The 14,197-nt window shown below is 67.8% G+C and carries 13 protein-coding genes and 3 pseudogenes; 5 read left to right on the forward strand and 11 right to left on the reverse strand.

What is annotated here, in order from left to right; translation table 11 throughout:
* Positions 1–20 precede the first annotated feature (20 nt).
* Entirely contained in the window at positions 21–362 is a 342-nt protein-coding gene (locus VKG81_RS12435; RefSeq protein WP_324396344.1) for a nitroreductase/quinone reductase family protein, read from the forward strand.
* On the opposite strand, the gene VKG81_RS12440 is transcribed toward VKG81_RS12435, so the two are convergent.
* The 3 genes from VKG81_RS12440 to VKG81_RS12450 are packed head-to-tail and all read right to left on the reverse strand — an operon-like array spanning position 359 to position 3,113.
* Positions 359–841, reverse strand: coding sequence for a carboxymuconolactone decarboxylase family protein (locus VKG81_RS12440; protein ID WP_324396325.1), 483 nt, complete (start codon positions 839–841; stop codon positions 359–361). The genes VKG81_RS12435 and VKG81_RS12440 overlap by 4 nt on opposite strands.
* Before the next feature lie 56 nt (positions 842–897).
* A complete protein-coding gene (locus VKG81_RS12445) occupies positions 898–2,025 on the reverse strand; it encodes an acyl-CoA desaturase (protein ID WP_324396327.1) in 1,128 nt (375 codons plus the stop codon).
* A gap of 32 nt (positions 2,026–2,057) precedes the next feature.
* On the reverse strand, positions 2,058–3,113 hold the full coding sequence (locus VKG81_RS12450; protein WP_324396329.1) for a ferredoxin reductase: 1,056 nt from the start codon (positions 3,111–3,113) through the stop codon (positions 2,058–2,060).
* Positions 3,114–3,182: 69 nt separating this feature from the next.
* Between VKG81_RS12450 and VKG81_RS12455 the strand changes: the two genes are divergently transcribed.
* Both VKG81_RS12455 and VKG81_RS12460 read left to right on the forward strand, forming a co-directional pair.
* Positions 3,183–3,854 carry a TetR family transcriptional regulator gene (locus VKG81_RS12455; RefSeq protein WP_324396331.1) on the forward strand — a complete coding sequence of 224 codons (672 nt, stop codon included), beginning with the start codon at positions 3,183–3,185 and terminating at the stop codon, positions 3,852–3,854.
* 102 nt (positions 3,855–3,956) lie between these two features.
* Positions 3,957–5,864, forward strand: a pseudogene (locus VKG81_RS12460) (MDR family MFS transporter).
* Positions 5,865–6,041: 177 nt separating this feature from the next.
* Here VKG81_RS12460 and bfr read toward each other — a convergent pair.
* The 6 genes and pseudogenes from bfr to VKG81_RS12490 all read right to left on the reverse strand — a co-directional run bounded on the left by bfr (position 6,042) and on the right by VKG81_RS12490 (position 9,920).
* Positions 6,042–6,521, reverse strand: a complete 480-nt coding sequence (bfr, locus tag VKG81_RS12465; protein ID WP_324396333.1) for a bacterioferritin — start codon at positions 6,519–6,521, stop codon at positions 6,042–6,044.
* A 102-nt stretch (positions 6,522–6,623) separates the two neighbouring features.
* On the reverse strand, positions 6,624–6,836 hold the full coding sequence (locus VKG81_RS12470; protein WP_324396335.1) for a TOBE domain-containing protein: 213 nt from the start codon (positions 6,834–6,836) through the stop codon (positions 6,624–6,626).
* A gap of 8 nt (positions 6,837–6,844) precedes the next feature.
* On the reverse strand, positions 6,845–7,288 hold the full coding sequence (locus VKG81_RS12475) for a TIGR03618 family F420-dependent PPOX class oxidoreductase (protein ID WP_324396337.1): 444 nt from the start codon (positions 7,286–7,288) through the stop codon (positions 6,845–6,847).
* 19 nt (positions 7,289–7,307) lie between these two features.
* Positions 7,308–8,102 (reverse strand): maleylpyruvate isomerase family mycothiol-dependent enzyme, encoded by a 795-nt coding sequence (locus tag VKG81_RS12480; RefSeq protein ID WP_414685255.1) that lies wholly within the window; start codon positions 8,100–8,102, stop codon positions 7,308–7,310.
* 27 nt (positions 8,103–8,129) lie between these two features.
* Positions 8,130–9,197: pseudogene (locus tag VKG81_RS12485) on the reverse strand (DUF4185 domain-containing protein); the annotation flags it as partial.
* A 99-nt stretch (positions 9,198–9,296) separates the two neighbouring features.
* Complete coding sequence (locus VKG81_RS12490) at positions 9,297–9,920, reverse strand: PaaI family thioesterase (RefSeq protein ID WP_324396339.1); 624 nt, start codon at positions 9,918–9,920, stop codon at positions 9,297–9,299.
* Positions 9,921–10,109: 189 nt separating this feature from the next.
* Here VKG81_RS12490 and VKG81_RS12495 point away from each other — a divergent pair, with 189 nt between their 5' ends.
* On the forward strand, positions 10,110–11,423 hold the full coding sequence (locus VKG81_RS12495) for an alpha-amylase family protein (RefSeq protein ID WP_324396348.1): 1,314 nt from the start codon (positions 10,110–10,112) through the stop codon (positions 11,421–11,423).
* On the opposite strand, the gene VKG81_RS12500 is transcribed toward VKG81_RS12495, so the two are convergent.
* A complete protein-coding gene (locus tag VKG81_RS12500; RefSeq protein ID WP_324396341.1) occupies positions 11,403–11,840 on the reverse strand; it encodes a DUF1810 domain-containing protein in 438 nt (145 codons plus the stop codon). The genes VKG81_RS12495 and VKG81_RS12500 overlap by 21 nt on opposite strands.
* A 2-nt stretch (positions 11,841–11,842) precedes the next feature.
* The gene (locus VKG81_RS12505) at positions 11,843–13,420 is read right to left on the reverse strand and encodes an acetolactate synthase large subunit (protein ID WP_324396342.1); all 1,578 of its coding nucleotides are present in this window, start codon (positions 13,418–13,420) and stop codon (positions 11,843–11,845) included.
* 233 nt (positions 13,421–13,653) lie between these two features.
* Here VKG81_RS12505 and VKG81_RS12510 point away from each other — a divergent pair.
* Positions 13,654–14,197, forward strand: a pseudogene (locus tag VKG81_RS12510) (adenylate/guanylate cyclase domain-containing protein); the annotation flags it as partial.

Here is a 14,197-nt window from a genome sequence, read left to right on the forward strand (position 1 = left end):
TGAATTTCGGTCGACTGGTGATGCGCGTTGCGCCGGTGTTCAACGCCCCGGTGGTCGCGCTGACCCGTTCGCCGCGCTGGAGTCGGCTCGTCGGCGGAAACATCGCGATGCTGAGCTATACGGGTCGCCGATCGGGGCGGACGGTGTCGCTGCCGGTCGGATATCGGCGCCGGGGCGACGAGGTGGCGATCGGCGTGAACATGCCGGACGCCAAGACGTGGTGGCGAAACTTCCTCGGTGACGGCGCCCCGTTGACGCTCGAGCTGAACGGGCGCATCGTTCCCGGGCACGGGGTCGCGCGGGTCGACGACAACGGCCGGGTCACCGTCGATGTTCTGCTGAAGGCCCAGGCGGCCGACTAGACAGTGAGTTTGCAGGCCTGGCCGATGTCCAGGGTCCGCAGCACCCGTCCCATCCCGAGCCACAGCGCGCACGATAACGCGAGGTCGGCCGTGATCTCGTCCGAGAACTGCTCGCGGCAGCGCGCCCAGAACTCTTCGTCGTCGCGAAGCCCGGTGTGGTCACCGGCGAACCGGTGGGCGAACTCCGCGGCGAGCCGTTCCTGTGCGCTGTAGCCGGGCCAGGTGCGCCACTCCGGGACGTGTGCGTAGAACTCGTCGTCGATACCGGCCGCGGGCCCCTCGCCGAAGCGGGTGTTCTGGCACACCGCGCATTCGTTGTCCAAAGCGATGGCCATCCTGGCGATTTCGCGGACCCGCAGCGGAAGCCGGTTGCGGTGGTAGACCGCGTCACTGAAGTTGGCCAGTGCGCCGCCCAACTGCGGTGACGACGCGAACCAGCTGGTCAGATCGTCGTCGGCGTAGTTTCCGATTCGGCTCATGCCCGGGATCGTACGCCGCGCCTACGCAATCTGTAACACGTTCTAATTTGTCGCGCTCACGCCGCACCCGTGGCCGGCTCAGGCTCCTCGCGTTTGACGAACGGAATCAACCCGCCGAGGCGATCGCGGGGCGGGAGCGCCAGCTTGACGATCTTGCGCACCACGGTGCCGAACTGACGCGGCAGTGGCCCGGTGTTGTACGGGATGCCATAGCGTTCGCAAATCTTGCTTACCTCCACCGCGATCTCCGCGTGGCGGTGGGCCGGGATGTCGGGGAAGAGGTGGTGCTCGATCTGGAACGACAGGTTGCCGGACAGGATGTGAAACAGCTTTCCGCCGGTGAGGTTCGCCGAGCCGAGGATCTGACGGAAGTACCACTCGCCGCGGGTCTCGTCGGCGGTGTCGTCGATCGAGAACTCCCGGGTGTCCGCGGGGAAATGGCCGCAGAAGATGATCGTGAACGCCCAGACGTTGCGGATGAGGTTGGCGGTCAGGTTGCCTGCGGCCACGAACGGCGCGAACGGCCCGGCCAGCAGCGGGAAGGCCACGTAGTCCTTGAGCAGCTGGCGCTTGGTCTTTGTCCAGATGCCGTCTAGCACGGCCCGTTTGTCGGCCAGGGTGATCTCGCCGGCCCGGATGCGCTCGGTCTCCATTTCGTGCAGCGCGACGCCGTACTGGAACAGCACCATCAGCAAGAAGGCGTAGACCGGGTTACCCAGGAAGTAGGGGTGCCAGCGCTGATCCTTGCTCATCCGCAGGATGCCGTAGCCGATGTCGCGGTCCATGCCGACGACGTTGGTGTGGGTGTGGTGCATGTAATTGTGCGAGTGGCGCCACTGGTCGCCGGGACAGGAGGTGTCCCACTCGAAGCCTCTGCTCGAGATGGACGGATCGCCCATCCAGTCGTACTGGCCGTGCATGACGTTGTGGCCGATCTCCATGTTGTCGAGGATCTTCGACAGCCCGAGCATCGCGGTGCCGGCGATCCACGCCGGCGGCACGATGCCGGCCATCAGCAGACCGCGGCCGCCCACCTCGAGGGCGCGCTGCGCCTTGATGACGCGGCGAATGTAGGTCGCATCCCGCTCACCGAGGTCGGCGAGAACGCGTTCCTTGAGTGCGTCGACTTCGCGCCCGAACGCCTCGCTCTGCTTGGATGTCAGGGTGATGTCCGTGGTCGACATCGGCAACGCTCCTTTCGGTTCAGGTGAGGGCCCTACAGCGCCAGGTCGACGTCGCCTAGCGGGACTGACACGCAGATCTGCACGTCCTCCTCGTCGGCTCCCGAGACCGTGCCGGTGCTCAGGTTCTTCACCGCGCCGCGGGTCTTGCGGCGCGTGCAGGTGTGACAGATGCCCATCCGGCATCCGCTTTCGGGTGTGAGCCCGGCGGCTTCGGCCTGCTGCAGCAGTGGGCGGCCGTCGTCGTCGCGGGTCACGCCGCTTTCGGTGAACGCGACGCGTCCCCCGGACAGGTGGGCCGGCATGACGAACACCGGCGGGACGAAGCTTTCCGAGGTGACTTTGTCGCAGTGCTCCCGCACCGACTCCGCCAGCGCCGGCGGCCCGCAGACATACACCGCGTCGGGCCACGGCATCGCCGCGGCGAGGTGATCCGTGCTGAAATGGCCCTGCAGGTCGGCCATCTCAGAAGACCGGGTGTAGCCATGCAGCACACGCACGCCGGCCATGCTGGCGAGTTCGTCGCGGTAGCAGGCCTCCGCCGCCGAGCGCGCGTAGTGGATGAACGCGACGTCGCCGTCGAACCGTTCGGCCCGCAACGTCCGAAGCATCGACATCACCGGCGTGATGCCGCTGCCGCCCGACACGAACAAGATCCGTCGCGGGCGCCGGGCCGGCAGGACGAAGTCGCCGGCGACGCCGTCTAGGCCGACGACCATGCCGGGTCGCGCGTGCCGGCACAGGAACGTCGACACCAGCCCACCGTCGTGCAGGCCGACCGTCAGCTCGATCAGCGGGGCGCCCTCGGCGCTGGCGGGCGAATAGCAGCGGGTCCGCCGGCGGCCGTCGATGTCCACGGTCAGGTTCACGTGCTGCCCGGCCCGAAAGCCCGTGAAGGCCCGGTTCGGCTGCAGCGTCAGCGTGACGCTGCGTGGTGTGAGCCGCCGCACCGCAACGACCTTGGCGCGGGCATCGGTGCGTGTCCACGTCGGGGCGAGCAACTCGGTGTACCGGTCGACCCCGTGCGGTCCGGTGAGTACGTCGACCAAGCTCGAGCTCAGCACTCGCTTGGCAAGTGTTTGAGTGAACATATGTATACCGTGCGCGATGAAGGCGCAGGGTGTCAACCGGTTCGTCGAGGTTGTGGTACGTTTCACACAGTGAACAGTCGTGCGCCCACTTCCCGGCGCCGTCGCTCGGGCTCCGCCTCGCGGGGCGAGAGGATCTCCCGCGAGGAGCGCAAAGAAGCGACACGCCAGGCAATCGTCGCCGCGGCTCTCAAGCTGCTCGCTGACCGCAGTTTTTCCGCGCTGAGCCTGCGGGAGGTCACCCGGGAGGCCGGGATTGTGCCCGCGGCGTTCTACCGGCATTTCGAGTCGATGGACGCACTGGGCCTGGTGCTCATCGACGAATCGTTCCGCGCGCTGCGCGACATGCTTCGCTTCGCGCGCGCGGGCAAGCTCGACCCCAACCGGGTCATCGACTCATCCGTTGAAATCCTGGTCGCCAGCGTCGCCGAGCAGCGTGAGCATTGGCGCTTCATCGGCCGGGAGCGTTCCAGCGGCGTGACTGTCCTTCGATATGCGATCCGCACCGAGATCCGGCTGATCACCTCCGAGCTGGCGACCGACCTGGCGCGGTTTCCGGAACTGCACAACTGGAGCACCGAGGACCTCAACATCCTCGCAAGCCTGTTCGTCAACTCGATGATCGTCATCGCCGAGGCGATCGAGGACGCACAGGACGCCGCGGCGCTCGAAGAGATCAAGCGGATCGCGATCAAGCAGCTGCGGATGATCGCGATCGGTGTCGCGGGCTGGCGGAGCAGCTGACGGTGGGTGCGCCGAAACGGGATTCCCGGAAGTGATTTCGACCCGGTCATTACCGGGAATTCCGATTCGGTGAGGACCCCTAGGCTCAGCCCCATGGTCACCATGCCTGCCGAGCCGCGGCAGGAGATGTCCGACCCCGAGTCGGGCAGCGCCATGATCGGCCTTCAACGGCGCAACCTGATCTTGCGGCATGCTGCTGGCCGCGCTCGACCAGACGATCGTGGCTACGGCGCTGCCCACAGTGGTGGCCGACCTCGGCATTGCGGGTCACCAGTCGTGGGTGGTGACGAGCTACCTCCTGGCATCGACGATCACGACGGCGATCGTCGGAAAGCTGGGCGACCTGTTCGGCCGCAAGACCGTATTCCAGGCGGCGGTGGTGTTCTTCCTCGCCGGCTCGGTGCTGTGCGGGTTGGCGCAGTCGATGGCGATGCTTGTCGGGTCGCGGGCCCTGCAGGGGGTGGGCGGCGGTGCCCTCATGGTCACTGCCACGGCGCTGATCGGAGAGGTCATACCGCTTCGCGAGCGCGGTCGCTACCAGGGTGCGCTGGGCGCGGTGTTCGGCGTGACGACCGTGGTCGGTCCGCTCCTGGGCGGCTTCTTCACCGACCACCCCACCTGGCGATGGGTGTTCTGGATCAACGTGCCGGCGGCCGTGGTGGTGTTCATGGTCGCCGCGGGGGCGATCCCGCAGCTGGCCAAGCACGCCAGGCCCGTCATCGACTACTGGGGCATCGTCTTCGTGGGCCGGTGCTGCCGATCCGGCTCTGCGCCAACCCCGGGTTCGCAGTGTGCTGCGTGCTGTCTTTCGTCGTGGGCTTCGCGATGCTGGGCGGGTTGACGTTCCTGCCGGCGTTCATGCAGTTCGTCGACGGGGTCTCGGCGACCACGTCCGGACTTCGGACCTTGCTGATGGTCGTCGGCCTGCTGATCAACCTCGATGGGAAGCGGCGTGATCGTCGGGCGCACCGGCCGCTACAAGATCTTTCCGGTTCTCGGCACGGCGATCATGTGCGTCGGCTTTGTGCTGCTGTCGCGCATGGACTCGTCCACCCCGACACTGATGCAGTCGCTGTACCTGTTCGTTCTCGGAACCGGCATCGGGATGTGCATGCAAGTGCTGGTCCTGATCGTGCAGAACACCACCGATTTCGCCGATCTCGGCGTCGCGACGTCCGGCGTCACCTTCTTCCGCACTATCGGAAGTTCTTTCGGCGCAGCGGTATTCGGTTCGCTCTTCACCAACTTTCTCGGTCGCCGCATCGGCCCGGCACTCGCGGACAGCGGCGCTCCGCCGGCGGCAGCCCGGTCGCCCCAGGTCCTTCACCATCTGCCGCACCGCGTGGCCGAACCCATCGTCCACGCGTACGCGCAATCCCTCGACCTGGTTTTCCTCTGTGCGGCACCGGTGGCCGCCGTCGGCTTCATCGTCGCGATCATGCTCAGGGAGGTTCCGCTTCGCGATGCCCGGGCCACTGCGGCGACCGACCTCGGGGAAGGGTTCGCGATGCTGGCCAGCGAATCTTCCGACAAGCTCCTGGAGATGGCGATCGTCGCCTCCTTCGCCCCGGGCCGCCGGCTGTCCGGTTGCGCGCGCTGTGCGCCGGGGTGGGCTGCGAGCTCGACGTCGCCGCGATGTGGGCGCGCCTGCAGATCTACCGGTACGCCCAGGTGTTCGGATCAGCCCGGCTCACCGACATCGCCGAACGACTACGGATCCCCCACGAAGTGCTCGAGCCGACGTTTGATCGCCTCGTCGGCACCGGCTATGCACTTCACGCCGGCGACACCTTGTGGCTCACCCAGGCGGGGCGCCGCCAGGTCGACTTCATCTCCAACGAGCTGGCGGGCTGGATCGCCGACAAGCTCGCCGAATCGCCCACATTCGACGGCAGGCCGGACCGCGTCGAGGTCTCCGACGCGCTGGAACGGATCGCGCATCGGGTACTGGTGCAACGGGATTGGGACGAAGATCGCGAGCTCGTGCCCGCGGGCGGCGCCCACGGATGACTGCTGGCGCCGAGACGAGGTTTGGCCGAAGTAGCGGCGGGGGATCCGGCATTGAGCGGCGAGCGAAAGATTGGTTGCATCTGCTCGCCGCGAGGCGATGGATGGGCGCAACCCGACGTTGAGAAGCAAAGCGCCCGGGCCCGGCATCGCCGACCTGCGGGTCAAACGGTGGGCGGGTCACCCGGGGGGACGGGACACACACTGCGCCGCATACAGCGCCTCCCCGAGCTTGTCCATCAGCTCCAACTGCGTCTGTAGGTAGTCGATGTGCTTCTCCTCGTCCGCCATGATGCGTTCCAGCAGCGTCGCGCTGGTCGAATCCTGCTTGTCCCGGCACATCACGATGCCGGGTTTCAGACGTGCCGCCACGTCGAACTCGACCGCAAGGTCGCTTTCGAATTGTTCGCGCAGGGTCTGGCCCACCCGAACCGAAAAAAGCCGCTGATAGTTCGGCAGGCCGTCCAGAAGCAGGATCCGGTCGGTGATCCACTCCGCGTGCGTCATCTCTTCGAAGGACTCGGCTCGGGTGCGACTGGCCAACTCGGTGAAGCCCCAGTTCTGTTGCATCTTCGAGTGCAGGAAGTATTGATTGATCGCGGTGAGTTCGCTGGTCAATTGCTCGTTGAGCAGTCGCAGAACGTCGGCATTTCCCTGCATCGTCGGCTCCTCGCTGTGCGGCAGGCCCGGTTCGCACAATGTAGTGCACGCCTGGCCGTCGGAAGGCGAAAGCCGCTGATCAGACCGCGCCGCTCGGCGTCCCTATTCGACACCGATGACGACGTCGGTCGACTTGATCAGCGCGGTGGCCGGCTGGCCCACGGCAAGGCCCAGCTCCTCCGCAGCGTCCTTGGTGATCGACGCGGTGACGACTTGACCGCCACCGTCGAGCTGCACCTGGACAGTTGCCATGACCGCGCCCAGATCCACGGCGACAACCTTCCCGCTCAATTGGTTACGGATTGACAGACGCATACCTGCTCCTAACCGCTGCCATAAACCCGGGTGGGTCTCACCAGGACGACCGTACGTCGCTGCTCGGCCATCACCCGGTCGTACTCGTCCCAGTTGTCATGGGTGCCGCCTGCGGCGGTGAACACCTCCCGTAACAGCAGGCGCCGTTGCTCGGCGTCGCGCAGCCACGACACGGGGTCGTCCGGGCCGGCGAGTTCGGCCTTGCCCTCCACGGTCGCGTACCGCCAGCCGTTGCGGAACGTCGCGGCGAGCTGCGGTCGGGCGCGCAGGTTGGCCAGCTTCACCTTGCCGTACGTGACGAATGCCAATGCCGGCTCGCCGGTGGCCGGATGCGGCATCGCGCCGGCATTGACCAATGACGCTTGAATCGTCCCGTCGGCGCGGGCGGTGGCGACCACGGTCAACCCGTGCTCGTCTCTGGCCAGCGCGACGGCTTCGTGCAGAGTTGTCATGCTTCGAGGATGCCTGTTGTCATGCGAAGCTGACGCGCTGCAGCCAGAAGTCGAGCAGCGCCTTGTCGCCCAGAATCTCGACGGCGCCATTGTCCGGTGCTTGCCGCCTGTAGATCACCAGCAGCAGGTCGGCCACCGGGCCTCGCACCGCCACGGCCGCCTTCTCGTGCGCGCGCCGCCAGGCCAGCGCATCGCCGGTCAGGTCCACGACCCACTCCGCACCCGCGTCGGGTGGGGTGTCGGTCGCGTGGAAGTGCAGCGTGCGCCCGGGGCCGAGCAACTCACGCATCCACGGGTGAACGTCGAAGTGCATCGGCAGGGCGCCCAGCTCCATCCACTCGTCGATGCCGTCGACCGCGATGGCCTGGTCAATCGTGAACGGCAGGCCGAGCGCGAGCACCGCGTCGGCGCGGTGGATGGCGGTCTCGTGCGTGAACCGGCGAGCGTAGAACATCGCCGTTCCATCCGGGATCGGCGCCGTGTCGACCGGCCCGTCGGGTCCGGCGATGCGCAGCGTGTCCGCGAGTTCCTTCGCGCCGGCCGCGAGCCAGGGAACAACAACCGCCGGATCTTCATGGGCAAAGCCCGACAGGTCGCGGAACTGGTCCTCGGGCAGGCGCCCGGTCGCTCGTGTCCGTACCATTTCAGCGGCCCAACGTTGCGCCCCACCGAGGTGGCGCAGCAGCTGGCCGACGTTCCAGCCGGGACATGACGGCACCGCACGGGTCAGGTCGGCGCCGTCAACAGCCGCGCACAGCACGTCGGTCTCAGCGATGATCGCGCAACGGTGATCGTCGAAATCCAATTGGGGCACGGGCCTACCGTGCCATCGGGGGTCGGGCGTCTGCGCTGCGGTCGTGGTGGTGTCTTTCAGCGTCACCTTGAACTGCATAGCTCGGTATGGCGTGCCTGTCGCGGTGTTCCATTGGGAGACGACAAGACCTGCGCCGCCGACGACATCCGGGCGCGACCCCGGTAGCACGTAGCCGCCGTACAGCTGGGCAACCCGGCATTCGGCATGGTCTTCGGTCTCCCATGAGCTGCCGGTCACCGGCGTCTGAAGCGGCGCCTCGTGGAGATTGGCGGCGGGAGAGCCGATCGTGCGGTATCCCAGCGCGTAGCGCGATGAGAGGAATCCACCCAGAATCCATTTGCCCCGCCCCAGCCGGCGCAGGCAGAGCTCGCCCCACGTTTCCCCGCCCGGGCTGATCGGCGTCGGCTCGGTGCCCCATGCCCACCGGCCGTGGGTGCAGCCCCAGCCCGAGTACTGCCACCTGTCGCCGATGTCCTCCGGACGAACACGCCTGAGGATGATGCCCTTGTCCCGCTGGAATCCCGTCGACACGACGTACACCCAACCGTCGTCGGGGTCGTAGTCCCACGACCAGCACTGCGCGTAGCCGTTGTGCAGCGCTCCCGGAAATTTGGCCCGCTCCCCCATGTGTCGCCAGGAGATGCCGCTGTCGGCAGACGTCCATACCTCGGTCCAGATGACGGTCCCGAAGCCACGGTTGACGATCGCGTGCAGGTACAGCGAATCCTCGACCCGCAGCAGGTCCGACGGAATCACGGTGCTGATCCCGCCGCGGGTCCACCCGGTACTCACGTCGTCGTGGATGTAGTCCCACAGCCGGGCCGCGTAATTGGGATCGGCGCCACCGGCCCGCTCGAAATGGATCTTGTGATCGGCGTCGCCGGTGCCGATCAGCACGACCGGTGAACGCCAGTTGCCCTCGCCCACCCTCCTGCCCGAGAAGGTGTCGCCGAAAACCAGGACCAGCTTTCCGTTCGGGGCCACCACACATGCGCCGAGATCGGCGCATGTCACACCGAACGCTCCGGTGGTGTCGGGCCCGGTGATGTCGGCGACCTTTCCGCGCGCCGTCACCGCGATCGAGGCGGAATCCATTTCGGCAGCCGCACGCCGCGACCGGTACCGCCGGCTGAGTCCGTGTTTTCTTCGCTTCGCCATGGCCGTTCTGCCGTGTCGCGACCCGCGCAACAATCGCTAACGCGCCCACTTGGGCACGACGAAGACACCCTCGGCTTCCACGGTCACGCCCTCCGCGTCGGCCAGGTGGCCGACCGCGTACGTCTTGACGCCCTCGGCCCCGTCCACCCATGCTTCGGCGTGCAGCGGGCCGAGCGGGGTGGCGCGCAGGTAGCGACAGCTGATCGTCCCCGTGAAGGAGGGCTTGGTGAGCCCGCCGCTCGCGGCCTCACCCAACACATGGTCGAGGATCAGCGCGCACACTCCTCCGTGCGCGTGCCCCGGCGGCCCTTCGTAGGCGGCGCCGAGGACGAAGTCCGCCCACACCTTGCCCGACTCGTCGTGCTCCACCACCAGCGGCGGCGCGACCGGGTTGCGCAGGCCGATCACCGCGTTGCCCGACGCCGTGCCCTGGCCGTCGGCGTTGTACCGCACGCCGTACGGGCCGTCCATCTGCCTGCTGCGTAAACGCGCAGTGGCAGCGTCGATCTCGGCCGTTACGGCGGCTACCGCCTCGGCTTCGACCTCAGTTCTGATGGTGGCGTCGATCAACGCGCGCACCGACCGGGCCAACGGCTCATAGATCGCTCGGCGCCGTTCGAGTTCGTCGGAGCTGATGTCGTGGATCCTGAACTCGATCATCACTGGATTAGAACACGTTCTACCCCGGCGGTCGGTCCGTGGGTGGCATCCGCCGGCGTCGACGACGTTCAGGTTTTGCGAGCGCCACGTCGTCGAGGGCGGAGCGGTCGGCCACGGCGAACGCGGGGTGGTGCCTGACCAGCCGGGCGGCAACATCGGCGATGCGTAGACTGCGGACGCGTGGTGGTGATGACCGGGCCGGCATGGGTCGAGCATGCGATCTGGTGGCAGACCTACCCGTTGGGTTTCGTCGGTGCCTATCCCGCCGACCCGCCACCAGGGCCTGGTGAGCAGCGCTTGCGCCGGATCGTCGACTGGTTCGACCACGCGATCGCGCTCGGCACGTCCGGCGTCGCCCTCGGGCCGATCTTCGCCTCGCGGACACACGGATACGACACCACCGATCACTTCCGCATCGACCCGCGGCTCGGCGACGACGCCGACTTCGACTACGTCGTCGAGGAGGCGCACCGGCGTGGGTTGCGGATCCTTCTCGACGGTGTCTTCAACCATGTGGGCACCGACTTTCCGCGCTACCGCGAGGTTATCGACAATCCGACCGGGCCCGCGGCCGACTGGTTTCGCAAGCAGGCGAATGGTTTTCACACTTTCGAGGGTCACGGGGATCTGATCGCACTGAACCACTCCAGCGCGGGGGTCATCGCCTACGTCATCGACGTGATGCGGCACTGGCTTCGGCGGGGCGCTGACGGCTGGCGCCTCGACGCGGCGTATTCCATGCCCGACTCGTTCTGGGCCGGCGTCCTTCCGGCTGTGCGAGACCCTCATCCCGAGGCATGGTTCGTCGGCGAGGTGATTCACGGCGACTACGCCGCCCGGGTCCGTGCCGCGCGTTTCGACTCCGTCACCCAGTACGAGCTGTGGAAGGCGATCTGGAGCGCCCTCAACGACGGCAATTTCCATGAACTCGACTGGGCGCTGCGGCGCCACAACGACTTCCTCGAAACCTTCACACCGATGACCTTCATCGGGAATCACGACGTCACCCGCATCGCGAGTCGACTCGACGAACCGCGCCATCTGCCCCATGCGCTGGCGATCCTGATGACCACCGGCGGCATCCCGAGCATCTATGCCGGCGACGAATTCGGCTATCTCGGCGTCAAAGAAGAACGGTTCGGCGGCGACGACGCGGTTCGGCCCGAATTCCCTGTTGTTCCGGGCGAAGTCGGTGCAGCAGCCGCAAACGTGTTCCATCTGCACCAGTACCTCATCGGGCTGCGTCGTCGGCATGGGTGGCTGCACCGCGCCACGACGACGTCGCTGCACCTGGACAATCGGCAGTACGTGTATCTGAGCCGCCACGGCGACGACGCGTTGATCGTCGCCCTGAACATCGGGGACTCGACGCTGTCATTGACGACGGCCGAATTGGGCCTCGGCGCCGCGCAGGTTCTCGGCGGGGCGGGCATGCCGCCGGAGGCCACGGTGCGCGACGTGGTCGTCGAGCCACAGGGGTGGCTAATCCTGCGTCCCGCCTGACAGCCGTTGCAGCGTGGCGGAATCCTGCTCACCGCCGTAGAACTTGTCGAGCAGCGCGAGGAACTCACCGTTGTCGGTCGTCGCCCGGGAGAACAGCGTCATCGACGAGCGCACCTTCAAGTTGTCCGGCCAGCCGAAGATCTCGTCGACGGACCTGCCCTCGAGCCGGTTCACCAGGCGGGTGCATTCCCGCAGCCTCGGGCCGAGCAGATCGTGGCGCAGGTACGCCTGGGCTTCGGCGAGCGAGGCGATGGCGTACTTCGCCGCGGTTGGGCTGCTGCCCAGGCCGGCGAGCTGCGGGAAAATGAACCAGATCCAGTGGCTGCGCTTGCGGCCGTCGCGCAGTTGGGCGACGACGGCGTCGTAGACGCGTGACTGGGCGTCGACGAAGCGCTGGAGATCGAACGTATCGGTCACGCCTAGCCCATCAGCGACGGGATCACGGCATCGATCAGATGCGGTCCGGGTTCTGAAACTGCCTCGGCCAGTGCGGTATTGAAATCGTCGGCGGTGGTCACCCGCCGCGCGGGAACACCCATGCCGCCGGCGAGTGCGACGAAGTCGAGCCGTGGCGGGCTGATGTCCAGCAGCGCTTGTGCCCGCGGGCCGGGGACGCCGGCGCCGCCGGATGTCTCCGCCCCCACCCGCTGCAGCTCCAGGCGCAGGATGTCGTAGGCGCCGTTGTTGTAGACCACGGTGGTGACGTCGAGGTTCTCTCGCGCCTGCGTCCAGAGCGCGGACAGCGTGTACATCGCCGAGCCGTCGGCCTGTAGGCACAGCACCCGGCGCTGGGGTGCGGCGATCGCCGCACCCACCGCTGCCGGTAACCCGTAACCGATCGCTCCGCCCGTCAGCGTCAGCCAATCGTGCCGCGGAGCGCCCGCGGTGGCGGCCGGCAACGCCAGCCCGGCGGTGTTGGACTCGTCGATGACGATGGCGCCTTCGGGCAGCAGCGCGCCAACGGCCGCCGCGATGCTGTCGGCGGTCAGCGCCCCGGTGGGCGGTGGGGGTCGGCGCGCCGGCACCGTGACGGCGTCGGTGCCCGCGGCGACAAGGTCGGCCAGCGCGGTCAACGCGGCCGCCGCCCCGCCCGGCTCGGCGAGGATGTGGACGTCGCAGCCGTCGGGCACCAGGTCGCTGGGCTTGCCCGGATACGCGAAGAACGACACCGGCGCGCAGGCGCCGGCCAGGATCAGGTGTTTCACGCCCGCCAGCTGCATCGCTGCGGCCTCCGCGAAGTAGCCGAGCCGTTCGACCCCCGGCAGGCCCGCGCCGCGCTCGAGTCGGGCCGGGAACGTCTCGCACAGCAGCCGGGCGCCCGTCGCCGCGGCGATGCGCGCCGCCGCGACCAGGCCCTGCTCCCGGGTGGCGTCGCCGCCGATGAAGACCATCGCCGGCGCGTCGCTGCCAAGGATCTCGGCGGCGATCTCGATTGCCTGCTCGGTTCCGGGCGAGGGGCGGCCGCTCGACGCGTGCGACGTGCGGGCCGGCGCCGCGCCGTCGTTCCACGACATATCGGCGGGAACGATCAGCGTCGCGATCCGACCCGGCGGCGCCGCCGCCGCCTGGATCGCCGCCAGGGTGTCGTCGGCCACGTCCTCCACCCGCGCGATCCGCCGTACCCAGCCCGAGACGGTGTGGGCGAGTGCGTCGATGTCGGACTCGAGCGGCGCGTCGTACTTCTTGTGGTACGTCGCGTGGTCGCCGACCACCACGACCATCGGCACCCGCGCTCGTTTGGCGTTGTGCAGGTTGGCCAGGCCGTTGCCCAGTCCGGGTCCCAGATGCAGAAGCACCGCCGCGGGACGCCCCGCCATCCGCGCGTAGCCGTCGGCGGCGCCGCTGGCGACGCCCTCGAACAGGGTCAGCACGCCGCGCATGTCGGGCACGGAGTCCAGCGCGGCGACGAAATGCATCTCCGATGTTCCGGGATTGGCGAAGCAGACATCCACACCGCCGCCGACGAGAGTGTCCAGCAGTGCCCGGGCTCCGTTCACGTGCCCAACATAGCTCCGCACGTCTGGGGCCTGCGAGCGCCGACCGCCGCGTGGTGCGCACGCTCCGCCCGGGGCAGGGCCGCGAGCCCACGAAACGGCGGGCCGGTTGTTTCGTGGGTTTTTGCTCACCGGCTCCGCAGGCTAGTCTGCTGCGTGTCCTGCGCTTCCGCGGCGCGACCAGCCGAAAGGGGATCTATGCCGCGATCGTCTCCGGGTGCTGCCGTGGTGAGCCGATGACTTCGTCCACCCAAGCCCCGCCGGACGCGGCCCCAGCGGACGTGGCAGCGGCAAGCGACGGACACTTCGCGCCGAAGGCCGGACGCTGGGGTAGACGGCGGCTGCTGTCGCGGGTCAGCATCCAGTCCAAGCTCATCGTGATGCTGCTGATCTCGAGCGTTCTTTCCGCCGCCGTCGTGGGGCTCATTGGCTACCAATCCGGGCGCAGTTCGCTCAGGGCGTCCGTGTTCGACCGCCTGACGGAGGTGCGCGAGTCCCAGACCCGCCTGATGGTGGACAAGGTCAACGACCTGACGAACTCGGCGATCGTATACACCCGGGGCTCGATGACGATCGAGGCCCTCGCCGCGTTCTCCGCCGCCTTCGGCGAGCTGGCAACCGCGACGATCACCCCGGCCCAGCAGCGGGCGCTCGTCGACTACTACACCAACGACTTCGTCAAGTCGACGGAGCGAGCCACCGGCGTGCAGCTCGACGTGGATGCGCTGCTGCCGGCGTCGAACGCGCAAAAGTATCTACAGGCCTACTACACCGCGCCGT

This window comes from Mycobacterium sp. (assembly GCF_035314905.1).
GTDB lineage: Bacteria > Actinomycetota > Actinomycetes > Mycobacteriales > Mycobacteriaceae > Mycobacterium.

Coding starts and splice junctions, on each gene's coding strand:
- VKG81_RS12470 (WP_324396335.1), bottom strand. CDS start 6,836: ATGCGTCTGTCAATCCGTAACCAATTGAGCGGGAAGGTTGTCGCCGTG.
- VKG81_RS12495 (WP_324396348.1), top strand. CDS start 10,110: ATGACCGGGCCGGCATGGGTCGAGCATGCGATCTGGTGGCAGACCTAC.
- VKG81_RS12475 (WP_324396337.1), bottom strand. CDS start 7,288: ATGACAACTCTGCACGAAGCCGTCGCGCTGGCCAGAGACGAGCACGGG.
- VKG81_RS12490 (WP_324396339.1), bottom strand. CDS start 9,920: ATGATCGAGTTCAGGATCCACGACATCAGCTCCGACGAACTCGAACGG.
- VKG81_RS12440 (WP_324396325.1), bottom strand. CDS start 841: ATGAGCCGAATCGGAAACTACGCCGACGACGATCTGACCAGCTGGTTC.
- bfr (WP_324396333.1), bottom strand. CDS start 6,521: ATGCAGGGAAATGCCGACGTTCTGCGACTGCTCAACGAGCAATTGACC.
- VKG81_RS12450 (WP_324396329.1), bottom strand. CDS start 3,113: ATGTTCACTCAAACACTTGCCAAGCGAGTGCTGAGCTCGAGCTTGGTC.
- VKG81_RS12435 (WP_324396344.1), top strand. CDS start 21: ATGCGCGTTGCGCCGGTGTTCAACGCCCCGGTGGTCGCGCTGACCCGT.
- VKG81_RS12445 (WP_324396327.1), bottom strand. CDS start 2,025: ATGTCGACCACGGACATCACCCTGACATCCAAGCAGAGCGAGGCGTTC.